A 26,124-nucleotide genomic window follows, 5' to 3' on the forward strand; every position below is an offset into this window, starting at 1 on the left:
CCATGAAAAGTCTCTTCTCCAATCTGTTTGTCCAGGATTCGAGCAATGTCTTTGCCGAAAACCGGCTGCTCAAATTTGGGTTTGTGGCTGTGGTGATTTTTGCTGGTCTTCAGACAGCCACAATTTCAACGAAGCTAGATGAACAACGCGTTCACCTGATCCCCATTGGTGGGCAAGGCGACTTCGTTATATCAGGATCCACGGCATCTGATGATTACTTGCGCTCGATGAGTCGTTACATCGTTCATATGGCGGGCGACCTTTCAGCCGCCACTGCCAGAAGGCAGCTGAATGAGTTGTTGCCACTCATTCACCCCGACGAATACTCCCGTTATCGCGATCTATTTACCCGACTGGCAGATGGTATTGAGCGCTACCCGACAGTCTCCTACGTCGTTCAATGGCGCGGTAATCGAGACATTAAAAAAGTAGGCGACGACACCATTCACGTTGCTGGCGTGAAAAAGCGGATTGTTGGTGACTCGGTGACCAGCACAGAAAACGTCACCTACCAGATCTCTTATTCATTCGAGCAAGGAAGATTTTGGCTTACCGGCATCAAGGAGGTATCGAACGATGCTTAATAAACAATTTTTCAACGCGGCACTGGCCGTGATGTTAGTAAGCTTGCCGGCGCTTGCTCACACCCAGGTTGTGAAGCCTGATGTTGTCACACCAGTGGAAATGTCCAATCGAGACATCAACAGAGTTACCTGTGTCGACGGTGCAATTAACGATGCTTTTTTCTCTCAAGAGAAAGGGATCGTGGTTGAGAACAACGGGAATAATAGCTTCATCAAATTTCTGATTCAGGATGATGGGCTGCACCAGGAATATGTTTCAGCGCGATCCGAGTTCTATCTGGTTTGCGCCGGCGAGATTTACACCTTAATGGTGTCTCCAAAGGACATTCCCGGGCAAACAATCCGCCTTTCTACAGGCGCGAAAAACCGCATCAAAGACAACCAGGAACTGCTCTCTCCCCTTCCCGATGAAGAGCGCGCAGTCTATCTGACTATGGCGGCCCTTGAGGACGACATCCCGGACAGCTTTTCGGTCAGCACAAACACGAACAGTGAATGGGTGTCCCGCATGACCGCCGGCAAGCCAAACCCACAACTCGCGTTGCGCCGGACTATTCGAGTGGATGGGTTGGGGCTTTCCTTAAAAGAGTTTTTGGTCAGAACCAGCACCACGACCACCTTCAGCGAGACGGATTTCCTGAGCTCGGCCATTGGCGAATCGATCTTTGCGGTAACCATGGATCCGCTGAGCTTGGAACCTGGCCAAGTAGGCCGTTTGTTTGTGGTCTCTAAGGAGGGCTTCTGATGAAGACTTGGTGGAATGGCCTCGGAGCCGAAGACAGACTCAAGTACCGGAAATATAGCATTGCCGCTGGTTTCCTCGCTCTCTTGCTGTTCGTTTACTATGCCTCCGGTCAAGACGAAAAAGAGCCAGTCAAAGAGGTTGAAACGACAGACCTATCTCTAGGTGCCGATCTCCTGGAAGACGACATCCGTGCAAAAGTAGACAAGGATTTGAAGCACGTCGGCGAGACACTTGCCGAAATGGAGCGTCGACAACGCCAATATGACTCTCTGCTTGCGGCGCTTGAGACCTCTCAGAACGATTTGAAGCGGCAGGGTCAGGGTGAAGAAACCGGAAAAGAGGAAATGGTGAATCCCCTTTCCGACTTCGAAGCCCCGGAAGGCGGAGGCGAAGTATCTTATCCGGAGCCTCCAACCTATGTTCCCAGTTATAGCGCGTCCGAATCCTCCCTCAACGATATTCCGGTTGAAGCGAGAATTGTCGGCGGTATTGGCCGCGCCCCTGGTGCCGACTTTCAACCGGAGACAGTTTCAAAAAAAAAGAATTCGATCTACATGCCACCCAGCCACATGCCTGCAATTCTGCTGACTGGTATTCGTGCCCTTACTTCGGAACTAGGTGACGCAAACCCTGAGCCTGTAATGCTTCGGGTTCAGGCGCCGGCGGTGCTTCCAAACAGTGTCAAAGCCAACCTGAAAGGCTGCTTTGTCATCGCCAATGCGACGGCAAATCTCGCTCAGGAGCGTGTAAACCTTCAGCTGGTCAGTCTTTCCTGCATGAGCCTGGATGGAACAGCGGTCATTGATCAGCCAGTTCAGGGGTTCGTCGCTGACAGTGACGGCGTGCGCGGGCTTACCGGTCCAGTTGTTTCAAAGATGGGCGCTCATGTAATGCGGATGATCGTCGCAGGCCTCTTCGAGGGAGCAGGAAACGGCATTGCGGGTGCGGCTGCTACAACCTCGACTTCGGCGCTTGGAACAACACAAATCGTCGACACAGACTCAATCGTTCAATCCGCCGGCGGTCAAGCTCTCAAGTCTGGCTCTGAAGCCGTCCAAAAACTGTTTTTGGATCTCGCAAAACAAACCGTTCCGATCATTGAGGTCGGCGCAGCCAAAAGGCTGACCGTGGTCATCCAGAAAGGAACGGATCTCAGCATTATGGAGAAAGGCTAATGAAAAAATTTACTCTGCTGTTAGCGGTTAGCCTCTTGGGCGGCTGTTCTCTGGTGCCTTATGAAAACGAGTTCTCCTGCAACCTACAGGACAACTTTGGAAAATGTATCTCTGTCGAAGATGCTTATGAGGAGGCGGTGACAGGGGTAGAAAAGTATCCGCACATGACCAGGGCGTCCGAGCAAGCGCGGCAAGCCAGAGCGGAGCGAAAAAACAAGTTGGCTGGATCCCAGCGTGTAAAGGAGCAACCAATCGCTGTGTCGACATCCTATGACGCGCCGACGCCCTCTCACACAGAAGATCCTTCTTTTGCGCCCCCTCAGTCAGCATACAGCGGCTACCGCGACCAGGTTTATGATCAGCTTGGAACCATGATTCAGGCGCCTCGGACGCCTATGATCAAACCTCCGCGCTCAGTCCGCACCATGATTCTTCCCTACTCCAGTGAACTGAAACGCAACCGGCTATACATGCCCCGATTCGTCTACAGCATTGTCGAGGAACCGCGTTTCGTTATGGGCCAATACCTTTATAAGAAGCCGGAGCTTACTGACTCTCTGATTGACCAGGTGCAAGGGAGCAACCAATGACCGCTGAAGAGAAAGTAGGCCCCCTCTCAAGAATCTGGTCGTTGATCGTTGGCGACAATGGCGGCATCACGCACAGAGACCTTGAGCAAGAGCTTCGCCGAAACAAATTTTCTGACTTTTTACCATGGGTCAGTTTTGATGAAGAGCTGGGCGCCTTCCAGACCCTGGATAACCGCTACGGCTACCTTTTCGAGATCTGCCCTCTCACCTTTTTGGGCGGGCGTGACCTTAAACAATTAGAAACGTTTTTATCGGTCACCTACCCGAAAAGAACCCAGATCCAAATCATGCTGGCGCCTGATCACAATGTGAACGGCATCCTTCAGGCCTATTCGCGCAACAAACAGCGCCGAACACCTCTGCTCCAGAAATCCATCGAGCAATACACCAGCTTCCTAAAAGCCGGCACTAAGGGAATGAGGTGCTATCACGGCATTCCCGTTCGAAATTGGCGAGCGTTTGTCTGCATCAAGACTGTGAAACCTCTATCAAGTGAAGTGCTGTCGATCGCTGAAGAAACCTTGCAAGCCGCCCATCTTGCGCCCGCGCGGATGGGGGCAAATCATCTAGTTGCCTGGGCACGGCAGTTTTTCAACGATGCCGACGCCGATCCGAACGGCAATGTTGATTCCCGGCTTCCGCTGCGAAAGCAGATCATCAATGCTGAAACCAAAATTGAGTTCTCAGGTGGCGAAAAACCGTTTCGCTTGGGCAAGCGCTTTGGTCGAGTGATTACGCCAAAGGTTAACGCAAAATCCATCGATACCTTCACCACCAACACCCTGACCGGTGGCGTAATGGGCGCACCGGATGATCCCGATCAGATAACCACGCCTTTTATTTTCAGCCTGAACATTGTTTTCGAAGACATAAAAACCTCTCTGCACCAAAAGGCCAGCGCCACCATGGCGCAAAAAGGCACAGGCTCTTTTGCAAAGGCCATTCAGAAAAGAACTGAGGAGTTTAGCTGGGCTCTGGACAAGCTCGAATCGGAACGGTTTATGACAATCATTCCATCCTTGGTCATCCTCGGAGATACCGAAGCTGAATGCATTGATTCGGTGTCGCGCGCCCGTCGACTCTGGGAATCCAAAGATTTCGTGATGCAGGAAGAATCGGTGCTTGAGAAACCGATGCTGATTGCCTCTTTGCCGTTCGGTCTCTATGACATTGATAAAAACATCGGCTTGCTCGACCGACATTTCTACGCGCCACTGAGCGCCGTGGCTCGTTTCATGCCCATTCAAGGCGATTTTCGAGGATCCAGCGACCCCGCCCTACTCTACGTCGGGCGCAAAGGGCAGCTGGTCGGCATGGACGTGTTCGACAAGCGAGCACCCAACCATAACTTCCTCATTGCCGCCGGTTCGGGTGCGGGCAAGTCCTACACGCTCAACGATCTCTGCAAAAACTATTACGCTGCAGGCTCATTGGTTCGAGTAACCGACATTGGTTACAGCCTTCAGAAGCAATGCGATATGGTCGGCGGCCGGTTTATGGATTTCGGCAAAGAGCGGATCACGATCAATCCGTTCAACACCAACTCCAAGGATGAGGATGACCGAAACGCGGACCTCATGACCACCGCCAACATCCTCGCTGAAATGGCATATTCCGCTTCTCGCCAACCGCTGCACGAAACGGAATGGACGTTGATCAAGGAAGCCGTTCGTTGGACTGCAGACCGCGGCGACATCGTCAACGGAATCGATGCTGTTCAACACTACCTGAAGTCCTATCCAAAACTCGCCTCAGACCAGGGCGAACCGCTGCCTAGTGCGGTCTCCAAGGCTCACGAACTCGCCTTCAACCTGCACGATTTCACGACGAAAGGCGTGTACGGGCGTTTTTTCAATGGCGCCGGCGGATTCGATATTTCGAACGATGGTTTCGTAGTCCTGGAACTTGAAAAGCTTTCAGGTCAAGCCGAGCTGTTCAACGTGGTGATTATGCAGGTGATGAACTCGGTCACCCAGGATCTTTACCTTTCCGATCGCTCCGAACAACGCTTCGTGCTGTTCGAAGAGGCCTGGCGATACTTTTCAGATTCCCGGGGGGAGGAGAACAACCGACTCGGCAACCTGATTGAAGAGGGCTATCGCCGCGCCCGCAAGTACTCCGGGGCCTTTGGCATTGTTACGCAGAGCCCGCTGGATCTCCGGAAATTCGGCCCTGTCGGACAGGTCATCAAGAATAACGCTGCATTCAAGTTTTACCTTGAATGCGAGGACTACGCGAAGGCTGTAGATGAAGGGGTTCTCGACTACGAGGGCCTGGCTGTCGATCTCCTGACCTCCGTAAAAGCCAACAAACCCAAATACTCTGAGATCTTCTTTGATACGCCGTTTGGCCGGGGTATCGGCAGGCTGTCTGTGGATCCCTGGAATCACTGGATCGCAACGTCCGACGGCAAGGAGGTTGCCAAATATAACGCACTGATTGCTCAGGGTATGACGCCAGCTCAGGCGGTGTCCAAACTATCCGGAGTGCCACTTTAATGGATCGCTGGATTCTGCTCGTCCTCATAGGACTTTTACCGGGATTTGTATCGGCAGATCCGGCATCCGTCACTGAGGCCGAGACCACTGTGGGCAATGCTAGAAGCAGCTACGGAAGCGCCGAAGCCATCCAACAGAACTTCACTACACCTCTGATGTCTGCCGACGCCATGAAGACGTTCGATGGCCAGAGCTTCGATGCCAATTTGGGCTGCAGCGGCTCGCAGAAGTTTTTGGAAATATTCGTTGCACCCTCGGCCAGCGGTGACATTGGCACCTTGACGGTCTCTCAAGATAGCGACCTGGACGGCACGATTGATCGGGTATTTACACCAGGGGTTCCGGTGTCCGGTGTATGTGCAAACGGAGCTGTTTCGTGTAACGCAGGGACCTGGGACAACTGCTCGGGACTGTCTTGGGTGGTGAATGGCTCAGGCGAAATCGGCATGACCCCGATTCCCCTAAACAAGCTGGGCGGGTGCTATTGCGTGAATAACTCATGCGGGACTGGCCTAGTTATGAGCAACTTGGACAAAGTCCTTAATGATTTGGGGGGAGGCGCAACCGGTGCGCTGACATCGCAAATGGACTATCTCACGGTTTCCGAAGTGGGTGTGACCGGACCGATGATTAAGTTTTACGCACAGAAGGCCGGTGACTGCGCTGCGGGCTCGCCAATGCTGAAAGCCTACAACAGCGCGCCGGGTAACCTCGCCAGCGATGCTTTCTCCGCCTCTGCCGCTGATCCGGAATTTAATATGATTACGACATCTCCGGCCGCTACAGCGGACCCTGTCCAAATCAAAAGCTGCCAAATAACCCGGAACGTGCCAGTGGAAGAAGTCACACTGAACGACATCATTGAATATGCCGGCGGTTCTGGAAACATTTTTCCATGCGGCCCAGATTGCCTTCAGCTTTCATTAGGGCAAGTTGGCGACAACTATTGGGCCGGTAGCTGCAAAATGTATGAGCACCAGGTTCAATTCAATGTCTTGGACCCAAGCCGGATTTTGGAAGCAAAAATCAACTACGCAAAATTCGATGACTGGATGCAGATCTACGCCGATGCCGACCTGCTTTGGAATGGCCCCTACGGAAACTGGACAGGTACCGGACGACCACCGGGCGCTTGCGAGCTCTCAACCAACTGGGTCCGCTCGCCAAATGTCGACTTTAAGAGTTATCTGACGGGTGGACCCGTCGACTTCAAAATTAGAGTGGAAGTTACGGGGAATGGCGAAGGCTACGCGCTCGCAAAAATAAAGGTCGATACCGACTGTAAACTCAAACCTGACACCATTTCAAACAGCTGTAGTGCATACCAAAGTGACCCTGAATGCACACTCATGGAAGAACAAGTGGACGGGGTTTGGACATATCAGAATTTCGTCAATACCGGTCTTACTCCGTTGCCGTCCACCCAAGTGATCAATGGTTCAACCTGCTCGTTTACACCTTCACGCCCGTGGTGGCAAAAAACGCGCAAATATCGCTGTCAGGTCACCGGTACATACGATTTCGATGACGCGCTCGAACGGGCTGACAACGTTCAAGCCAGCACCACGAACACTGGCTATCAAGACTATTTGAAGCAGTCTAACGGTAGTGTTCTGACGCCGACAGAAAGCCTTTCTGTTCTGGAAGAGGTTTCAGTGCCTGCCTGCACACAGGCATGCAAGACCAGAAAGCCGCGCTTAGCAACTGACGCGGTTCAGAACGGCGTCGTGCAGGAGAACCGCACAGACCCCAATACCTTCGATTACTTCTTCCACGAGTGTTCCGCTGGCGTTTGTCCGGCTGGACCCGGAGAGACAGTCGTTCAGTCGTGTGGATGTCTTAATGAATTCGCAGAAGCCGCAGCAACATTGCAGGCCGTTCGCCAAGCATCAAGGGATACGATATGCAGTTCAGGCACAGCCAACCCGCTTTAATTGGACTTTTAAGCCTCTTTCTCCCTCTCGGCTCAGTTTATGCGGCCAACTGGTCCTGTGGCCAAGATCTCAATATGAATGGTGATCTTGGCCAACCAGGTGAGACGGCTTCATGTTTTGAATCGCCAAGCGGGGGAGCGCTATGTCCAATTTCCGCCGTTGACTGTAGCTCAAGTCAACAAATGGTCTGCACGAACCCGGTTGCTTTGAATTTTGATGTAAAAGTCGCTCGGCAATTCGGGTCCTTCACGGTCGGATTCGATCTCAAGACTGGTGCCGTAACATCAGGCCCCACTGGCTTGGTCGCACAGATCCCAACGCTCGATTTCGACAGCATTTGCACAAACAACAATCCGATCAGTGCTACTGGTTCCACAACTTGGGACGCCCCGAGCCTATCCGGTACCAACTTCCTGGGCACAACGCTTGTGAACCTAGTGACCACCCCAAGCTGTGCAAACGGTTTAGTCGGCACAATCCAGATCACTGACAATTACACTGGGGGCCTCCCCTCACAAGCAGGCGGACAAGTTTCTTTCTCTACCACATCTGAAACCTGCGCCCTAGAAACCCAACACGCCTGCCCTTTAGGTAACAGCTATTCCTGCATGGAAAACGCCGCCGGACAACAACAGTGCAGCCCCAATGCCTGTGTTGATCTGGCAACCCAAGTGCCGGTGGTCGACGACATCGATACTGGAATGTATCAGGACGATGGCACGACCGCAGCCGATGGAACCTGCCTGGGACAGATGATGATTTTTGCAGGTAGAGCAATGAGGTGTGATAAAGCAGGAGTATCTACCGCGTTCCAGAATTGCTGCAAAAACACAGGCAAAGTGCTTGCGGATGACACCGGCGACTCTGGTTCCCCGACCCAGATGATTACTTCAGTCTACGACTCGATTACGCAGGGCAAATCGGAGTATGAAGCTGCGTTGGCCGCCGGCGCACCTACGATGGTGGCGGCGAATGCGGCGGCCACGGTGGCTGGGGATGTCATGTCAAACTATGGCGTAGTCGTAGATCCAACGGCCATGGTCGGCGCTGTAATCGACTACTTCACACAGTCCTGCGATCAAACATCTACGGAAACGGGTGTTCTTAATGGCTCAGGGTTTTGCTACGAGATTGGAGAATACTGCCGGGAAGAATGGGAATTTGTTGGGTGCGTCCAAAAAGCAAAATCGTATTGCTGTTTCAATTCGAAAATGGGTCGCATCATCCATCAACAAGGCCGAGCGCAGCTCAACTCTGTGGCCGGCTTCGGTACCCCGGAAGCTCCGAACTGTCGCGGGCTGACACCCGAGGAGTTCCAATCAATCGACTTTTCTAAGATCGATTTCAGCGAATATTACGGTGACCTGGTACCAGACACCATGACTCAAATTGAAGGGAAGATTTCTAATGGTGTTACGGATTTTTATAACAGTAATCAGTAGCTGTCTTGCCGGATCCCTGATTGCCGCCGAATCCCAAGTTCTTGGGCGCACCTATGAGATTGTTGAACCGGATGCACTGACTGAGATCCAGAGCAAGGTGGCTCAAGTTGATTGGGAAACAGTGATGAGTGACGGTGTTGCGCGCAATGCTGCCGCGCAAGCCGTGTCTCTGCCTCGCGCGCGGGAAGACCGCATTCGGTACCACATTCCTTATTACACGGCCGAATTCGATGTTAAGGACCAAAATGGGCAAATCATCTATCCAAAGGGATTCCAATTTAATCCCCTGGAGCATGTTCGTCTTCCCCAGCGGCTTATGTTTATCTCAAAAGATGACCTTGCCTGGGCACAGGTTCACCTAAAATCCACGGATATGGTCATGATCACCTCAGGTGATTACCGGGATATCGCCATGGCTTTGCAGCGCCCTGTTTTCATTCTTACCCCTCCTGTTCGCGACCGTCTCTCACTGCAGTTTGTTCCATCGATCGTGACACAAGAGGGCAGCACCCTCCGAATCGAAGAACACTCGATCAATCTCTAAAATTCATATAGTGCTATATACTCACATATATTGTTAGGCTAAACTTAGGGAAATTCCCGGACGTTTCTAGCCATGATGAGTATTCGAGCAATCTTGCTTCTTTTAACACTTATAGGGGCTTACACGGCCCCTCAATCAGCCCTCGCGTCCAAATGCCCCTCTGGCGTCTTGAATCCTGTTACGGACGTCTCCTGGCAGTGCATCTTCCCGATTCGCATTGGCGGGCTGAGCATCGGTAAAGGCGATTCAGGAATGCCCGATCCTGGTGCTGACTCCCCTTCCGTGCTCTGCAGCTGTAATTCAGGAGCGATCAATCGATACGGCATTGGTATTTCTATGTGGGAGCCCGCACGGCTGATTGATACCGTTTCAGATCCCTACTGCATGATGCCTCTCGGATTCAAGTTGATGAACACCGGCGGGAAACTGGGCGGATCGCACATGCAGGAAGATGGTCAGTCCAAAACCTTCCAGCAGATGCATTACTACTTCTTTCCCGCATTTAGCATCTTGGGGCTGTTCTATGACATCCCCTGCATAGCAGAGCGAGAATTCGACGTAGCGATGATGACTGAACTCATCCCTACCTGGAACAACGAAATTCTCTCGCTGATGATTCACCCCGAGTCGTTGCTGTTCGCCAACCCGGTCGCTCAACTGGCGTGCGCTGCGGATTCCTCTGGCGCCTTGGTTGGAAGGCCCGTTAATTCCCTCTTCTGGTGCATGGGATCGTGGTCAGGAGCCTATCCCCTGGCCGGGTCAATAACCGGCACGGATTACGTGACGGCGAATGCCGGGATCGCAGCCCGCGGAATCTACTTCATGGCTCGGATGGGACTACTAAAAGAATCCTCCTCAGATGGCTGCTATACCGCGCCAGTTCCCATTTGGTCCAAGGACAAATACAAGCTGCAACTGATGAAGCCTGTTCGGGACGATAGCTGCCGGCCGATCGGTCAAACCGGTTTGTTGTGGAGCCATTACAAGCACCCCCCCGCAGGCGGTGACAATTTTTCATGGATGGTGTTTAGGAGGCTCAACTGCTGTGTTTCTTATTAAAAGTAACCTGGGGTTTGCCCTAACCCTCTGTCTAATGAGCCCATTAGCCTCTGCGGAATCGGATGCCATTCCCACACTTCCCGATCAGATCAACGTGCCGGAGGAATATCTGGCGATCGCGAAACAGGCCAAAGAACGGGTGATGGATTCACCGGCGATGAAGGCCCGCGTCTCCGAAGTCATGCAGGAGGTGAACAGCGACCAGTGGCAAGCCCGAAAGAATGAATTTCTCAGTCTGCTTCGGGCCGATGCTGGCCTCGATGCTGGCGATCCTGAAAACCCAGACCCTAAAGCAACTGGCTCCCGCGCCCTGCTATTCGTCTCAAGCTCCATTCCGGAAATCACCTTGCGGAATTACGCCAGGGATCTTGAAAAGGTCGGTGGTGTGATGGTGATGCGCGGCATGATCGGTGGTCTCAAGAAAACACAGCCCACCATGGAATTCATGGCCAAGGTTCTTCGCAAGAACCCGACGTGTGAGGGGCCAAAGTGCGCAATGCGAGGGCTTGATGTCGTCATCGATCCCATCCAATTCAGGAATCACAACATCACCAAAGTCCCCGCCCTGGTCGTTGAGCAGAACTTTGATTTTCAAAGTTATTGCGAGAAAGGCGCTGCGACCCCCGGAATGCAACTGCCCGTGGTTTACGGGGATTCAAGCCTACAAAGTCTCCTGAAACGCTTAACCACTATGACCGGCGGCGCACCGGCCGAATCCATTCTTGCCAAGCTGGAGAACCCAAATGCTCAATAATAAAGTGAAAAATGTCCTTCTCACTTTGCTTGTAGGGGCACCTCTTGCCTTTGCAATTTCCTTCGTTTCAGACCACCTCAATATCACGGTCTCTGAGTCTGTCGATCACAGAATTTTTTGGGAAACCGACGCCATTGCCGGGCCAGGCGACTATGCGACATTCGAGCTTTCTCATGAATTGGCGGGCCATGAACCTGTGTTAATCAGCAAAAGGCTCATGTGCTGGGAGGGTCAAACAATAACCCAAAAGGATCTTGAGTTTTTTTGCGATGGAGAGTCTCTGGGGCGCGCCAAGACTGAAACGCTCAAAGGCGATCCTTTACCCCTATTTTCCTATTCGGGAGTAGTACCTGCCGGCAAAGCTTGGGCCTATGGATCGCATCCCGATTCTTTCGACTCACGGTATTGGGGTTTTGTGGACGTCTCCAAAACCAAGCGCCTCAAAGCGATCTTTTAAGGAGCCAACCCATGAAATTTGTACTGACACTGCTCTTGCTCGCTCTTGCTGCCTCACAGGCAAACGCCATCCAGCAGCCGAACCAGGATACTCAGATCAAGGGGTATCACTGGTATGAAGAACCGGTTAAGCCTTCTAGCGAAGAAGATCCCGATAAGAAGGAGAGGCAACCACTTCCTCCACCGCCACCGGCAGCGGAGATGATGGATATGCACCCGGATGACTTAAAAGCCATGCTCGAAAACTACCTGAAGGAAGCTGTTTGGCTTAGAACTCCGGAGAGTGTACTTGCCTATTATCGAATTCAGGATGTCGTGCGCCGCAAGGCTGCCGGATTTACGGCCGTGTCCAACATGGTCATGCTGCAAAATCCAACTCTCAGCGGTGCATCACAGTACCCGATTACTTCCCCAGGCCGAAAAGCGGAACTTCAGCAGCGCGCCAATAACCAGGCTCAATACCTAGAAAACTTCAGGGGCAAATATGCCCTAGCACTTTTCTCGACTGAAGAGTGCCCGTACTGCTCGCCTCAAAGAAACATTCTCAAGTTAGTGTCAGATCGCACCGGGCTTGAAACTACTGAAGTCAATATAAACAAAAACCCATCCGCTCAAGCGCGATTCGATGTCCAAGTGACCCCGATGGTTATTCTCATCGAGCGTAATAGCGAACGCTGGATGCCAATTGCAGTTGGGGTGGAATCAGCCACCAAAATCACCTCAAACGCATATCGCGCCATCCGCTATTTGAGAGGCGAGACATCCCCTGAGCAATTCCTCACACCCGAATATCGCCAGGGTGGATTCTTTGATCCGGGCGCGCCAAAGGGAGAATCGTTCTGATGAAAAGGCTTATCCTCCCAACCCTAATCCTTTCGCTTTCCGCGCCAGTGGCCTCCGCAAACTGGACGGATGACTGGTTTGCTTCATCCACGTCCAGTGGCGCATCAAGCTACAAGAACCAGCAACGCGGTTTCTACTCTGCAGGCTCCTATTCAGCCCGCTTCAACGTGTCCAACGACCCGCTTCTCACTATTTCGCCCCCCAGGGTATCGGCAGGGTGTGGTGGTGTTGATCTTTTTCTTGGCGGGATGTCGATGCTCGACCCGGATTACCTGGTCGATAAGCTTCAGAACATGATTCAGGCAGCTCCTGCCGTCGCTTTCGACACAGCAATGAAAGTGATGAGCAAAGAACTCTCTGAGACGATGAAAAGTTTCGAAAAAATAATCAACGACTTGAACGGAATTCAGATCAACGATTGCCAATTTGCCAAAAAGCTTGGCGAGCCCGTTGGTGATTTTATCGGGACCGCAGCTAGCAACCGTCTCAAAGCCCTGGATAGCAAGGCGGCCACCGCACTTGGGTCAGTTACAAGCTGGTATGAAACGACTGAAAATCAAGTAGCAGCCAACCAGGAGCCATCCGTCGACGTCAAGCAGCTTACTGCCGATTGTCCGACCCAATTCAACAACATCTTCAAGACTGGCTCCCTACTACAGAATGCCGCTGACGAATTCGGTTTCCAGTACGTCGATACCATGCGTGGATTCGTGGGTGATGTGATGATCAACGCAACGGCAGCCGTAAAAGCCCCCGTCATCGAACCGATTAGCTCATGCCCCAATAACGACGAATCCAGCATCGATGATTTCGTTGTCGGCAATGCCGAAAAGAAAGTCAACGGTGCGGGTGGACCTGTTTGCCAAACGGATTCAGCGACTCCAGGCGGTCTTCTGGCGCTAGTGAGCAATCAGATGAATGCGATCGCCACCAAAATCGAGAACAAAACCGCTTTAAGTGCAGCAGATGAGGCGTTCCTGACCTCTTCTCCGATCCCAATCCTGCCAATTATTGTCGATTCCATTGCACTGGGAGACAAAGCAATGGCGATCGCTCTCACGGAAGAAGTCGTCGCCTATGCCTATGCGTTTTATATGGTCGATGATCTCTACAACACCATCGACAACATGATCCGCGAAATCGACGCGGTTATGAACAGCACAGGCGCCGCCGGCCCACAATGCGACAGAACAGTTTACGCCGAGGTTGCCGACCATCTAACCGGAATAAAAAAAGACGCTTACCAATTCCGAATGGCCGCGCGAACCAGCTACCTCAAAAAAACCCAAGAGCAGATGGCACACATCGCATTTACCGCTGCCCAGGCTAAGCGACAAGAAGAAGTTCTTCGGCGCAATGCAGAGGACATCACTCAATGAAGCGCACACTTCCGATAATCGCTCTGATCCTCGTGGCAGCGCTACCAAGCACAGCGTTTGCCCTGGATATGGATTTCTATACCTATGACGGCTTCACGGAAACGGTAAACGCCTTTAAACGCATTTCACTGGTATTTGCGAATAATCAGTACACCACATTATTCGCCGTGGCCGTGGTACTCGGCCTGTTACTCGGTGGTTTGTTCACAGTCGGTAAAGGCATCATTAATTTCCAACAGTCGGCCACTGGCCTCAGCCTGTCCTGGTTAATGACGACCTTAATTGGCGTGGCTGTCTTTAAAGCATTGATCACTCCAACCGGCACTGTGCATGTATATGACCCGGTCCGAAATGCCTATGAAGCTGTGCCAGACGTTCCTGATTTGATTGTTTTGGTCGCTGGTATGACCAACAAAGCGGAGCGGGCAGTTCAAGAGATTGTGGATGCCTCGGCCGCTCATCCCTACGGGACAGAGGGAATGGGTGTTGGCTTCGAGCTCCTGCTCAACGCAACGTCGGATAAAACCTTTTCCTCCGATTATTACCTCCAGAAGTCTATCCGACAGTATTTCAAAGACTGCTCAAAACTTGCTCTTGTCCTTCCCAGCTACGCAGTGGATCTTGCCGAGATTAAAAGCGGCACGGACGACTTGCTGAACCAGTTAGCCGATATGAAATCGCCTGCGATGTTTACGACCATGTATTCCTCTGGCGCGGGCAAGGCCGGCACAGTGATGAGTTGCTCAGACGCTTATGACAATGTCCTGGCGCCGGCTCTAAACGCCGCGCCAACATACGATGAGCACCTGAATTCCGTTTGTACCAAAACCGGCTTTGATATAGCCGTACCCGCACAAAAAACAGCGTGCGAAACAAAGATTCAAAACATGAATCTTAACGTGTTTGGAGCCGCAGCCGCCCCACCTGCGCAATTGCTTAGAAACGTGGTCATTAGTAATGCAATCGCCAGCGTTATGCTTGATGAAAACCCAGATGCGGGGATCCGCGCCTTAACCAACCGGTCCATGGTCAACAACGGACTTGGAATTGCTGTTAGCGCGAACGAGTGGATGCCAAAGATTAGGGCTTCAGTTACCGCCATAGTGTTGGGACTGATCCCGATTCTGGCACTTTTCATTGTGACGCCACTATTCCCCATGGCCCTGAAGCTTATCGTGGCTCTTCTCGGCTGGATAATGCTGTGGGGGGTCATGGATGTGATCTTGGCACAAATTGCGGTCGACCAGGCCTACGATGCCGTTGACGAAATTCAGCGTCACAACATGGGGCTATCCGCAATGTTCCTTGCCCCCGAAAGTGCAACCCAGGCGCTTTCTCTTTTTGGAAAAGCCCGCGGCATGGGTATCACCATTTCGGCTTTCATCGCCGCCATGCTCTTCAAGATGTCGCCCTATGGCCTGACGTCTCTGGCTGGAAATTGGTCGGGGCATGCTGACGGCGCAGGCTCTGACGCAGCGAACAAAGCTCAGTCCCCTGTAGAAAGCATGAACCATTTGAATTCGCTTGCGAGTGCTCGCGGATCCGCAAACCTCATGGCCGAGACCGGGTGGAACAATATCGCCTCTGTTTCTGAGCACAATCAAGCAGAAAGCCACTACCGAGGCCTCGAAACGATGTCTGGCATGGCAGATCTTGGCCACACCAGTCCGATCACCTCAGGTAAAGCATTGGGCGCATATGGAGCCGGTGGAGTTGTGGGTGGCGTTGCTGGCGCCGTCCAATCCAACGGTGGAGATAGCTCCCCTGAAGCTCTATTCAAGCAGGGGCTAAACACCTCGAATGTAGAAAGCCAGGTGAGGCACGGGGCTGCCTCCGGCCGCAATCAGTCTGCCGCGACCTTTGGTATGTCTGTGAATGAGCAGGAAGCCATTAATACTGCACAGTCAGTTTCAATCAACACAGGCAACACTCAGCGTGTAGGCACCATGCTTGACCGTATCGCAGAGCAGCACCCTGATCTATCGAGAGGACAAATTTTTGAGGCTTATGCGACAGCCACTAATGCTGACCTGTGGGGCAAGTTGAGCGCTACTAACTGGCATCCCGGCGAGATGGTCAAGTTCTCAGAATTTTCAGCAAACATGAATCAGTCAGAGCTTCGCGGAATGATGAGTTACATGGCAGAAACGGGCCAGTCTCCATCCCAGATTTATGAGGCAGTAGGTTCCGTGCGCGCTGCTTCTGATCACGGAACTGCGCTGGCATTGGATGAAGTTACGCCACAGCAGCTTGCTGTTTCTCAAGCAATCGAAACTATGAAGCGATCAGCAGATGGCCAAGCAACTTATGAACAGGGAATGATGAGACCAGGAGGTATGTATGAATACCTCTTGGACACTGGAAGACTCCATCAGTCTGCCGTCGCTTCAAACCTCACCACAATGGAATTAATGTCCGATGGAACCGGAATGTCGATGCAAGAACTTGTTCTTCGCGATCGCCTGGCTTCGGCTGGCTCGTTTTCTATGTCCAAAGAAGAAATGCAGAGCGCACATGACGAAAACGGCTGGTTCACACAGCGTCAAATCGACGCGGTTGATGATGGGGCTCGGGTAACACTTGCTCTCGACAATGAGGGGAACATCGTTCACAGCAGCGCTCTGTCCGGTAACAACGCCGCCTCTGACAACCACATTCGCAAAGATAGGAGTTACACCGAAACTGACACCACCAGAATTGAAACCGGTGGGAGGGTCGAGCTCCCCAACGCGGCGCATTGGGCTCTTAGCAAGGATCCTGCTGATACAGCCCGCCTTGCCGACCAATTCCAGAAGTTTGCCGGCGATGGCGAACAAGGCAACAAAGCAATGTTCCTGCATCAGCTTACTAGCGTGATCGATGCAGTGAACAGCTCAAACCTCTCAGAAAACGTGAGTGTGGGCGGCGCTTTCCAGGCCGGGCTTCAAACACCGTTGCAAGATCTTTCTCCTGTCCATGCCTCAGCGATGGTGAACGCTGGCATTACATACGCTGATCACGAAGACGCAAATATGAATCGCCAGGCCTTGGAGAAGCTTGCGGAATCTACGTGGAACGTCATGGAGAGCTACGAAACACAACCCGGCTCTCTCACACCAGAAAGGGACGCCGCGACAGCCGCTGCGCTGCACTTCCAAGACGGCTTCCAAAAACTTTACTCGGCGGCTGGAGAGGATGCGGATGCCCGCTACACAACACTTTCTGAACATGAAGGCAAGGAGCTACTTAACGATGGCGAGGAAGAGAAGACCCCGAATCGTAGGTCTCGCAGCAATGCTGGTCGTTAGTTCTTCGGTATTGGCGGACATAAATCAATGTTTTTCTGAGGCCGCAGGTCGCTACCAGATCCCGGCAAAGTTATTGAAAGCAATTGCCCTTGTTGAAAGTAATAACAAAACCGATGCGATAAACGGCAACAACAGCGATGGTTCCAGAGATTATGGGTTAATGCAGATCAACTCCCAGCATTTAGAGCGGTTGCAGCCCTACCGAATAACAGCTCCTGTTCTGGTTCGCGATCCTTGCACCAATATCCATGTAGGCGCCTGGATCCTTGCCGAAAACCTCGTTACCACAAAAGGCGACCTTTGGGCCGCTGTGGGAGCCTATAACGCAGGATTCTCAACCAAACCAAAAGTACAGCGCGCCCGCCGGCACTATGTGTCGAAGGTCCGTGATGCCCTAAACCATGTAGGAGAGTGATGCTATGGACCAGGAAAAAAACACCGAACAAACGCTTATCGAAGCATTTACTCGTCAGCAGACGGCCTTTGCCGACGCCATAATGTCAGAGACCCGGAAAGCTCGACGCAATGCGAATTTCAGGACGATTGGATTCATTCTGGTCATTGTCACTATTTTCACAATTAACATTCTTTACTCGCGAGGAATTCTCGGAGGCATAACGATCCCAAAAGGCGAATCCTATGTTTCCCTAGTAAGAATTAATGGCCCTATAGAGGCAGGAAAACCTACAGCACTTAGTGAATTAGAAAACAACCTTTACCAAGCCTTCCACGACGAAGATTCTAAGGGTGTTCTTCTAGTGATCAACTCGCCGGGTGGCACGCCCGTTCAGTCACACAAGCTTCACCAGTACCTAATGCAACTTAAAGAGGAAACTGGCAAGCGCTTGGTGGTGTTAGGTGACGACATGCTCACGAGCGGGGCTTATATGGTCGCAGTTGCTGCCGATAAGATACTAGTGAATCCGGCTACGCTCACTGGTTCGATCGGCGTCTTCCAGCAATCCTTTGGCCTTAAAAATCTTGCGGAGAAGGCTGGTGTAACAGCTAGAACTATCGTAGCTGGCGACAACAAAAGGAGGCTTGACCCTTTCACGGATGCAAAACCTGAGGACCTTCTTAAAGTTCAATCGGTGCTCGATGAAATACACCAGCAGTTCATTGCCGTTGTGCGATCATCCAGAAAAGATAAGCTGTCAGAGGCTGATGATCTTTTCAGCGGAGACTACTGGACAGGAACCGAAGCATTATCTCTTGGTTTAGTTGACGGAATATCCACTTACCATCGAGTGTTGAAAGAAGAGTTTGGCTCAGAACATGCCCTCGATTACAGCTTGAAACCAGGGCTATTCGGTAGGCTTCCGAGTGTTTCCGAATCTATCGCCGACTCAATCGTCTCTCGGATCAGTAGCGAACTGAGCAATATCAATGGTCCGCGCCTCTAGCTAACCTGTCCAGTTACAGGCTTCGCGTAGGCGAGGCCTGACGCGGCTGATCGCTTCGGTGTCGGTCCAGTGTTTATTACCACTAAAAATATTTCTCTCAATCTGACGGTATTCTTTGAACGATAACGTTTGAACAAGCTGGAAGCTTACACAGGAACACAGGCCTTGTTGTTCAATGCTAACCGAATCCAGATTGCCCTTCGTTAGATCTTCCAGACAGACTGCGTTTATCTTAGAAACGCTAGTCACCTCTTTTATTGTCTGTATGTCGTAAACGTTTTGCTCACTCCAAACGATGGGGGAGCTCAAAATCAAAGCAAGCCCGCAGCCGAAACCTACAATTCCTTTCAACATTTCAATCACCTATTTCTGAGGTCCTTCTTGTTAGAATCTTCGAGCGCAACCTGAACAACTCCCCTTAGAACATCGCCTTTAATCTCATAGATTTCTCGGGCATAAATCACAGGCCAGAGGCAAACCCCGATAAAAAGAGTACCAACCACCATAAAAGGTAAGGGCAGAATAATCTGGCGCCCCATAACTTCCCACTCGGGGGTTTGAGCTTCGAGACCACTTGGCGTTAGCCAAAAGGTCAAAATCGCTACGGCTATTACGCCTGCGGCCCTAATTACACCCCTCGTATAATGACAAAAGACGGCAAATGCGAGTGCCGCCGGAACAGCAAGAAAAACTCCCAATATGGCAGCATCTTCCATGTAAAGCTCCGGCATAATAGTTCCGTCGTAAACGAACCAAGCCCACAGCGCCATACCAAAGGTCGGCGCGATAACGCATTTCATAAAACCTAATGTGTAAAGCATGACAAGCTCCTTTTTTATAAGGACAAGTCTTTCGCCGGTCCACCTTTTTCGCGCCCCAACGCCTTGTCCACGATTTCCTTAACCTTTTGAGTAACCTTCTCCATCCTGGTTTCTTTCACCAGGCCATCAGCAGCAAACATTTTCTCGACGCTCACGTTGCGACCTTCCAAGGCACTCGTTTTCTCGCCGGTACGCTCTTCAATACCTTTTGTAAGCTTGGCTCTATCGTCGGTATAAATCCGAGCATCTTCTTTAGCCCTGGACAATCCAACATAGAATGATTTCTGATTAACGAGGTTGCGCCGCCAACTTTCTGCCAATGCCATTGCGGATCTGTAGGTCTGTCCCTGGGCAGAAACAATTGTTGAGGCATAAGCATGGTCCCAATGTTTATCCTCTTTCAGGTCCAGCGAGATTCGACGCCCATCCTGAAATTTTATTATGGCCGTTGACCCATCGATCCGCTCAATTTCCCCCTTTGCACCGTTCTTAAGATCCCGGTCCTTGTCAGTCTTGGTCCACCTTATGCGATCACCCTCTGCCAGGCGCTTATCTTCTTCACGATAAACCTCGACCCCATGCTTGGCACGACCAGCAACTTTATCAGGTCGCCACTCAACTTCCTGACCGTCCTTGTTAGCAAATATTACCTTTTCGCCGTCAACACGAAGGACTTTGACCAATTCATTTCGTTCAACCCCAATGGTTTTAAAATCCCTCGCAAACTGAACCAAATCACCTTTCTGGTAGCCCCGTGAACTTCCTTTTTCTACCCTTGTAAGCCCCAGACTCACCAACGCCTTTAATTCGGCTTTATCTTTCCCCAGGTCGCCAGATTGTTGCAGCTTCTCTCGGATGCCCTGATTCACAACAGCCCGCGTTTCATTATCCGGAACCATCAAAAGTGTGTCTGAGCGGTCCCTGGCGGTCATACCGGCATAGTCATCAATCACTCGTGTCACCAAAGTTTCACGATTCGGGTCTTCGTGAATCCGCCCCGCGACGTTCTTCATTGCTTTAGCAACTTGACCAACCATCGCATCTTTCACTGCTTGCAGAAGAATCGGATTGTTCTTCTGCCGCTGGATTTCAGTCATCTGAGCCGTCTTCATGCCGCCTCTTACGAGCTGCGCGAACGGTTTACCCCACTCAACTGAACCGATCTGCGCGTGGTCACCAACCAACGCAACTCGGGCACCTTCCTTTCGAGCGTAGGTGAGCAGATCAGCCATTTGATTAGCGTTTACTAGAGAGCCTTCATCGACAATCCAGAGCTTCTTCTGATCCAGTCCCTTTCCGCCCTTCCCTTCCTCTTCCCGCGCCAATGCGTAGAGGTGGCTGGCAAGCGTTTGACTCCGAATCCCAGAGCCTTCCATTAGCGAATCGCTTGCAGATCCTGTTGGGGCAAAACCACGAACCGAGTATCCCTTCCCCTCTGCGACCTCGCGCACCGCAGATAGCATGTAGGTCTTACCAGTACCGGCATAACCTTGAACGCCAACGACCCTATCTTTCCCATTCAAGATGGTTGTTGCACCCTCCATCTGACCCCTGGTGAAACCCAAAGATTGTCCGTATTCCTTGACCGCTCCTTTGCCGGATATCGGCTTTAATTCATTTTGGCCAGTCTTCACCAGATCTACGATATACCGCTCTTTCTTTAGAGCTTGGGGGGTGGTGAGATACGCCTCATCTCGCGAAACCCCAGTGGCGTGAAGCAGGACTTTTTCCTGCTTGAGGCTGCGTATTGCCTGTTCTACGTCCTTAATACTGTGGTTGCCTACGCCCCACGCAAGGGTCATCTTGACCAGTTCACCTTCTGAGAAAACGGCCTCACGTTCCGCCAATTTCTTATAAGCAAAAATCGCGTCGTCTTTAGCGCGGTCAGGACTGTCCCTTTCAGCACTTGGCCGCGCCTCGGGGATGGTAGGAACCGTCAAACGAGCTTCTTGAAGCTCGCTCCGCCACCGTTCCTGCAATACATCTTCTGTCGTCGACTGCTTCGAATCGCGCGTCATTAATGATGCCCTATCCATGGCTTTGGCACCCTCCAGACCCCTTTCCTTTGCGGCAGCCTCAATATCCTTTCGCCGCTTGGAATAAAGATCTCGAAGCTCCTGAGACACCTCTTGAAGCTCAAATGTGCCGTTCTTGCCGCGCTCAATTGTGTAACCGAGCTCCTGGGCTTTCATGGCAAGTTCAGATCGGTACACCTGTCCTGCAGCCACATTCGGATCGTACATTTTCCTGCTTTCGATGGATCGCCACTGACCATCATTCCTCAGCGTAGCGTTCAGTATCACGCTATGCGTATGCAATTGAGGATCCAGCGCCCTACTGGTCGTGTGCGTAAATGTCGCCGCAGCGAGGTTTTCAGTGCGTACAAACTGCGAAACCCCTTCTGAGGTATTCCGGGCTCCAACCAGCCTATCTTCTATGTAACCGACAGCCGATTTGACCGCTTCTTTATGAGCGGCCATCAGGCGCTCATCACCTCCCATCAGCGCCATAATCGAAACGGATTTAGGAGCTGAAAACGTAAAATCCCAACCTGGTTTATGTTCCAAGCCACCTTTCCCGTCCGACCGCCCCAGCGTGTCTCCAGTTGGCAACCGGCCCTCCAATGCTTGCTGAAATACCTTAATGTCCACCGGCCCTTCCAGGCCCATTAAGGCGGCACCCTTACCTACCCATTCGCTGGGAATTACCTCTTTCTCGCCGTTTTCATTTTTGCCGTAGTAATCCGCATCCTTGTAATAGGAACCAGCCTGTTTCGCGCTCCCGAGCGCCTTAATCGACAACATCAGAACAGCGCTCCGTCGACGTAATCATTTTTCTTCGACTCAACAGGTGCAGTCGCCTCTAAATTCCCATCCTTCGCCTCCGGAGCGGCTTCGACCGCTTCAAGCAGATCACCCTTCAAATCGCGGTGGATGAAGCCCTCGGCAATTTTCTTCAGCGGCTTTCGCTTAAGTTTGAACTGTGCCACCGGGAACGAACGCCCAAGCTTTAAATAGCCCACCAGATCTGGCAAAAACTGGATCTCCGTGGGCAGAACAATGGGACGAACATGACGCTGACGATTCAACGAAACACCATCACGAATGTCATTTACGCCGTAAGAAATGCCTTCATTAGTCTCCAATTGTTCGATGCTTCCTAAACCAAGACTGGCCCACTTGGCCGATCGCTCTTCGTTGAACCGAAATACAGCCCAGGTCGAACACATGCCGGCCAGTGTGTCGGCTTCGTCGCGACCATAGATCGACACCAATTGGGGGTAGCTCTGGACTCCCAATACCCCGCATCCACCGAACTTCCTGGACTGCGCCAGTGTGTCCGTAATCGTGGGAAGCCTGTTCAAGCTTGGCAGCTCATCGATCAGCAACCAGATCCTCCGGTCCCTGCATGGTTCCATACTCAAAATCGCAGATGATGCAGTATCCAACCACGCGGTTATTAGCGGCTTAACAACGTCCTTTTGGTCGTCTTTTCGAGTGATAAAGACCCACTGATCACCATCGTCGTTGCGCACCCATTCCTTGATAGAAAACGTCGGCCCATTATCCTGGAGGTACTTCAGCGGTCTGATGTAAGTGGCCATAACCGCTCGAACGGATGACGCCATTTTCTCAGCACCTTCAGACAGAATTGACGCGCCTTCTGTGCCTTTCAAAAAGCCGATAATTTCCTCCATATCGGCATTCAGAATTTTGTCCACTAGCAACTTATTTGATCGCTGGGGATGGGTTGCCAGCTTTCGAGCCATAGCTGCAAAAACAATCCGCGCGGCGGTAGCCCAGAAAGGATCGTTAGACTTCTGATCAGGAATGAACGAGGTCGCCAGCTGATCAAACTCATAATCCTCTTTACACTCGGTCCAGATGTCCCAAGCACGCCCCCTGGCGTCAAACGGACTCAAGATCACGTCATGCCCTTCGCGATAGAAGTTCTCGACCATTTCGCCGGATGGGTCGTAGAAAATCGCACGCTCACCCCGTTTCCGAATAACCTCCGCCATTTCTTTATAGGTGACAGATTTGCCTGTCCCTGGCGCACCCACAATCAAAAAGTGAGCCGGCTCTGAATCCTTGGGGATCGGTATATTCGCGACGGTCATTCCGCCTGTTTTCGTCGTGCGCTTTATCGCTTTTGTCAGCTCCTTTGAATCGACTAGCTTCCCGCCACGAACAAATTCCTCGTTGGCAAAGTCCTCACCAGTGCTATTGAGGAATCGCCAGGCCACAAAACCAAAAACCGCCAATGCCAGAAACCCAAACACCACGCCAAAGGCCAGAGCATGTGTGCTTCGATCTAGCACTCGATGAATTTCCTGGTTCCGCAGGAAACCCACCGCCGGAATAGTCCGGCTACGACCGTCGGGGTAGGTAACAGATACGGTCGCATCGTCAATCTTCAGCCCTTCATATTTCACATAGGCTTCGATGTAACCGACTGCCAATGAGCGCTCAAGGGGCGTCGTTTTAACCCAATAGGTCGTCGCAATCGCCAGTACAAATAAGATCAAACAGAGCCTGGAGAATTGGACGACAACCTGCCAGATCATGCGCAAGTAATGGATGGTTGTCTGACCACCGCGCGTAAAGTTACCGATGTTGGAGCCCCTGAAAATACTCATCTAGATCATCCCCATCCGATCAAGCATTGAGCGAGCATCCTCTCGCGCCTCAGCAATCAAGCTTTCGTTTTGAGCACCCGCGAACCTCTGTGTAAGACATAGGGATTGGACCCCAATCTTTATAAGCGCGTCGATCTGCGCCTGGGTACCCTCGCTGGCAGCGACACCCCGCTCAATCAAGATGCGCCACATTTCCGCCTCAGTGGCGATCCCTCGTTTTTTCGTTTCCTGTTTAACGAATGCGATCGTTTCTTCCGACACCCGAATTGAAACAGCTCTCACGGCTATGGCTCCTTATAGCTTTATATTTATTCATATACTAGTATAAAGAGCGTATGCGCGCCAGCACTACTGAAATCAGGGCCCGTACTCGGAGGCGCATACCGCATCGCCCACAGGGCGTATGCGCTCTATCCCTTGTGCCACAAGGGATAGAGTAAAGCAGCGTCAGCTGCGTAGGGTGTGACGAAACCAAGGCGACCGCGTCGCTGAGGTCCAATCCCCTGCTCCATCCTGGTGTTTTAGGCACCGGGATCTTTATCAGTAAACCAACGGTAAACCACAGGTAGACCAGGAGAGTTCGAAATGGCAAAACAGTCAGTATTTATTAAGTCACGCGAGGATACGGTAACCGTCTCAGCCAAGGTTCCACGCTCGCTCAAACTCCGAGCCGATAAGCTACGCGATCAGATCCAGGAAATTGACGACGAACTATCGTTTGATCTTTCTGTTTTGATCAGAGACGCCATTGAGGAAGCTGTCGACAAAGGTGAGAAGGAATTAACCAGGTTAAAGAAGACGGTGGAGAAAGAGTCGAACAACGCGTTCGGATCCTCTAACACTGAGCAATCGACGGAAACGCTTTGATCGGCGTGGCCGCCATCCAGGTGGCCACGCCCAGCTCAAAATCCAGACACAAAAAAAGGGCCTCGCGGCCCTTCATTGTTTGCCCTCTCAGGCGGCTTGGTCCTCCCTTTCGCTTTCATGGGCTGCCAGGTACTCAAAACACAAATCGTGTGCCTTCTGTGCCAACGTGGCCGCTTTGAAAAGGGCTTTCTTGTCAAAGTCCAGGATTCGGATCCAGTGCGCCAGATAGCTCTTGTGCTGCAAATCACCCTGTAGACCAATCCGGCTGCACATCATCCAGCTACCCAACTCGGCGACCAGCTCCTCAAAGGCGTACGCGTCAGAGCCAAACTTACCGACCAATTCCCGATTCAGGCGGCTTTTGTGACCAGTCGCGTGAACCATTTCATGCAGGCGTGTGCAATAGTAATCCTCGCCCTTAGCGAACTGTTCACGGGTTGGCATTCTGATGATGTCGAGGCTTGGGATATAGCAGGCCTGATCGCCACCATGGCGAGTCTCGATCGGAAACGCCTCACAGATCGCTTCTGCATCTTCGATGGGAGCCCAGGTCGGCTCAACCTCAGGTGTTTCAAAGCCTTCAAACTGTTCGCGATTGAATACCGTGAAAGCCTTCATCACGGCATAGGATTCTTTCTCGCCGGTGTCGCTGTTCTCTTTCTCCATCGGCTTAAAGAAAATACAGGTTGTGCCCTTCTCACCTTTACGGACAAAAGCGCCTTGCTGCTTGCCCTGCTGGAAGGTCATCCACTGGTTTGATCGGTAGCCTTCAGCGCGTGCGCGCATGGCTAACAGAAGAACGTTCATACCGTTGTACGGCTTGCCAGTCGTACCGTTTACCGGCATGGCAAAAGATCCGTTTGATGTCCATGGACAAACCCAGGGCTTAACACCTTCTTTCAGGGCTGCCAAAAATTCTGAAGTGATTTCTTGATAGAGGTCGCGCTTTGCCATGGTGGGAATCTCCTAACTCGCCTCGATAACCGGCGGCGAACCCGGAGGCCAGCACCCCGCTGACCATGTGATTATTATCGGTTTTCCTTCCCTGTCTGTCAATCTCTTTGTATACCCTTCAAAGAATAAAAACCCATATAAATCAGCCTT

General features: G+C 51.8%; 23 protein-coding genes. 17 read left to right on the forward strand and 6 right to left on the reverse strand.

Annotated elements, in window-relative coordinates; all coding sequences use genetic code 11:
• Positions 1–2: 2 nt before the first annotated feature.
• The 16 genes from GJU83_RS18735 to GJU83_RS18810 all read left to right on the forward strand — a co-directional run bounded on the left by GJU83_RS18735 (position 3) and on the right by GJU83_RS18810 (position 18,693).
• Positions 3–584, forward strand: coding sequence for a TraE/TraK family type IV conjugative transfer system protein (locus tag GJU83_RS18735; RefSeq protein WP_153634978.1), 582 nt, complete (start codon positions 3–5; stop codon positions 582–584).
• A complete protein-coding gene (locus GJU83_RS18740; RefSeq protein WP_153634979.1) occupies positions 577–1,329 on the forward strand; it encodes a TraK domain-containing protein in 753 nt (250 codons plus the stop codon). Before GJU83_RS18735 ends, GJU83_RS18740 begins: the two co-directional genes overlap by 8 nt.
• Positions 1,329–2,504 (forward strand): TraB/VirB10 family protein, encoded by a 1,176-nt coding sequence (locus GJU83_RS18745; RefSeq protein WP_153634980.1) that lies wholly within the window; start codon positions 1,329–1,331, stop codon positions 2,502–2,504. Before GJU83_RS18740 ends, GJU83_RS18745 begins: the two co-directional genes overlap by 1 nt.
• On the forward strand, positions 2,504–3,094 hold the full coding sequence (locus tag GJU83_RS18750) for a TraV family lipoprotein (protein ID WP_091643639.1): 591 nt from the start codon (positions 2,504–2,506) through the stop codon (positions 3,092–3,094). The genes GJU83_RS18745 and GJU83_RS18750 overlap by 1 nt, the downstream gene beginning before the upstream one ends.
• The gene (locus GJU83_RS18755; protein ID WP_153634981.1) at positions 3,091–5,592 is read left to right on the forward strand and encodes a TraC family protein; all 2,502 of its coding nucleotides are present in this window, start codon (positions 3,091–3,093) and stop codon (positions 5,590–5,592) included. The genes GJU83_RS18750 and GJU83_RS18755 overlap by 4 nt, the downstream gene beginning before the upstream one ends.
• On the forward strand, positions 5,592–7,526 hold the full coding sequence (locus tag GJU83_RS18760; RefSeq protein WP_153634982.1) for a conjugal transfer protein TraN: 1,935 nt from the start codon (positions 5,592–5,594) through the stop codon (positions 7,524–7,526). Before GJU83_RS18755 ends, GJU83_RS18760 begins: the two co-directional genes overlap by 1 nt.
• A complete protein-coding gene (gene traN, locus GJU83_RS18765) occupies positions 7,496–8,968 on the forward strand; it encodes a conjugal transfer protein TraN (RefSeq protein ID WP_104272307.1) in 1,473 nt (490 codons plus the stop codon). The genes GJU83_RS18760 and traN overlap by 31 nt, the downstream gene beginning before the upstream one ends.
• Positions 8,934–9,512 (forward strand): conjugal transfer protein TraW, encoded by a 579-nt coding sequence (locus GJU83_RS18770; RefSeq protein ID WP_104272305.1) that lies wholly within the window; start codon positions 8,934–8,936, stop codon positions 9,510–9,512. The genes traN and GJU83_RS18770 overlap by 35 nt, the downstream gene beginning before the upstream one ends.
• 72 nt (positions 9,513–9,584) lie before the next feature.
• Positions 9,585–10,571 (forward strand): TraU family protein, encoded by a 987-nt coding sequence (locus GJU83_RS18775; protein ID WP_198412809.1) that lies wholly within the window; start codon positions 9,585–9,587, stop codon positions 10,569–10,571.
• Positions 10,558–11,325, forward strand: a complete 768-nt coding sequence (locus GJU83_RS18780) for a type-F conjugative transfer system pilin assembly protein TrbC (RefSeq protein WP_153634983.1) — start codon at positions 10,558–10,560, stop codon at positions 11,323–11,325. The genes GJU83_RS18775 and GJU83_RS18780 overlap by 14 nt, the downstream gene beginning before the upstream one ends.
• Positions 11,315–11,782 carry a S26 family signal peptidase gene (locus tag GJU83_RS18785; protein ID WP_091643655.1) on the forward strand — a complete coding sequence of 156 codons (468 nt, stop codon included), beginning with the start codon at positions 11,315–11,317 and terminating at the stop codon, positions 11,780–11,782. The genes GJU83_RS18780 and GJU83_RS18785 overlap by 11 nt, the downstream gene beginning before the upstream one ends.
• 11 nt (positions 11,783–11,793) lie before the next feature.
• Positions 11,794–12,624 (forward strand): conjugal transfer protein TraF, encoded by an 831-nt coding sequence (locus GJU83_RS18790; protein WP_091643658.1) that lies wholly within the window; start codon positions 11,794–11,796, stop codon positions 12,622–12,624.
• Positions 12,624–14,003, forward strand: a complete 1,380-nt coding sequence (locus tag GJU83_RS18795) for a conjugal transfer protein TraH (RefSeq protein ID WP_091643661.1) — start codon at positions 12,624–12,626, stop codon at positions 14,001–14,003. Before GJU83_RS18790 ends, GJU83_RS18795 begins: the two co-directional genes overlap by 1 nt.
• Entirely contained in the window at positions 14,000–17,290 is a 3,291-nt protein-coding gene (locus GJU83_RS18800) for a conjugal transfer protein TraG N-terminal domain-containing protein (RefSeq protein ID WP_153634984.1), read from the forward strand. The genes GJU83_RS18795 and GJU83_RS18800 overlap by 4 nt, the downstream gene beginning before the upstream one ends.
• Entirely contained in the window at positions 17,277–17,705 is a 429-nt protein-coding gene (locus tag GJU83_RS18805; RefSeq protein ID WP_167516418.1) for a lytic transglycosylase domain-containing protein, read from the forward strand. Before GJU83_RS18800 ends, GJU83_RS18805 begins: the two co-directional genes overlap by 14 nt.
• 4 nt (positions 17,706–17,709) lie before the next feature.
• The gene (locus GJU83_RS18810; protein WP_099619980.1) at positions 17,710–18,693 is read left to right on the forward strand and encodes a S49 family peptidase; all 984 of its coding nucleotides are present in this window, start codon (positions 17,710–17,712) and stop codon (positions 18,691–18,693) included.
• Here the strand turns inward: GJU83_RS18810 and GJU83_RS18815 are convergent, their stop codons facing one another.
• Genes GJU83_RS18815 through GJU83_RS18835 form a run of 5 tightly spaced genes read right to left on the reverse strand, consistent with a single transcriptional unit; the run spans position 18,694 to position 24,435 of the window.
• Positions 18,694–19,056, reverse strand: coding sequence for a hypothetical protein (locus GJU83_RS18815; protein ID WP_099619979.1), 363 nt, complete (start codon positions 19,054–19,056; stop codon positions 18,694–18,696).
• Positions 19,053–19,514 carry a hypothetical protein gene (locus GJU83_RS18820; RefSeq protein ID WP_099619978.1) on the reverse strand — a complete coding sequence of 154 codons (462 nt, stop codon included), beginning with the start codon at positions 19,512–19,514 and terminating at the stop codon, positions 19,053–19,055. The genes GJU83_RS18815 and GJU83_RS18820 overlap by 4 nt, the downstream gene beginning before the upstream one ends.
• A gap of 14 nt (positions 19,515–19,528) precedes the next feature.
• On the reverse strand, positions 19,529–22,318 hold the full coding sequence (mobF, locus tag GJU83_RS18825) for a MobF family relaxase (RefSeq protein ID WP_153634986.1): 2,790 nt from the start codon (positions 22,316–22,318) through the stop codon (positions 19,529–19,531).
• Positions 22,318–24,153, reverse strand: a complete 1,836-nt coding sequence (gene traD / locus GJU83_RS18830) for a type IV conjugative transfer system coupling protein TraD (protein WP_153634987.1) — start codon at positions 24,151–24,153, stop codon at positions 22,318–22,320. The genes mobF and traD overlap by 1 nt, the downstream gene beginning before the upstream one ends.
• Positions 24,154–24,435: a hypothetical protein gene (locus GJU83_RS18835; protein ID WP_091643682.1), complete on the reverse strand. Its 282-nt coding sequence runs from the start codon at positions 24,433–24,435 to the stop codon at positions 24,154–24,156. It abuts the gene before it with no gap.
• 303 nt (positions 24,436–24,738) lie between these two features.
• Here GJU83_RS18835 and GJU83_RS18840 point away from each other — a divergent pair, with 303 nt between their 5' ends.
• Positions 24,739–25,020 carry a hypothetical protein gene (locus GJU83_RS18840; RefSeq protein ID WP_099619975.1) on the forward strand — a complete coding sequence of 94 codons (282 nt, stop codon included), beginning with the start codon at positions 24,739–24,741 and terminating at the stop codon, positions 25,018–25,020.
• Between the two features lie 87 nt (positions 25,021–25,107).
• On the opposite strand, the gene GJU83_RS18845 is transcribed toward GJU83_RS18840, so the two are convergent.
• The gene (locus GJU83_RS18845; protein WP_099619974.1) at positions 25,108–25,974 is read right to left on the reverse strand and encodes an ArdC family protein; all 867 of its coding nucleotides are present in this window, start codon (positions 25,972–25,974) and stop codon (positions 25,108–25,110) included.
• Positions 25,975–26,124 lie beyond the last annotated feature (150 nt).

The sequence above is a fragment of the Marinobacter salsuginis genome (assembly GCF_009617755.1).
Classification (GTDB): Bacteria; Pseudomonadota; Gammaproteobacteria; order Pseudomonadales; family Oleiphilaceae; genus Marinobacter; species Marinobacter salsuginis.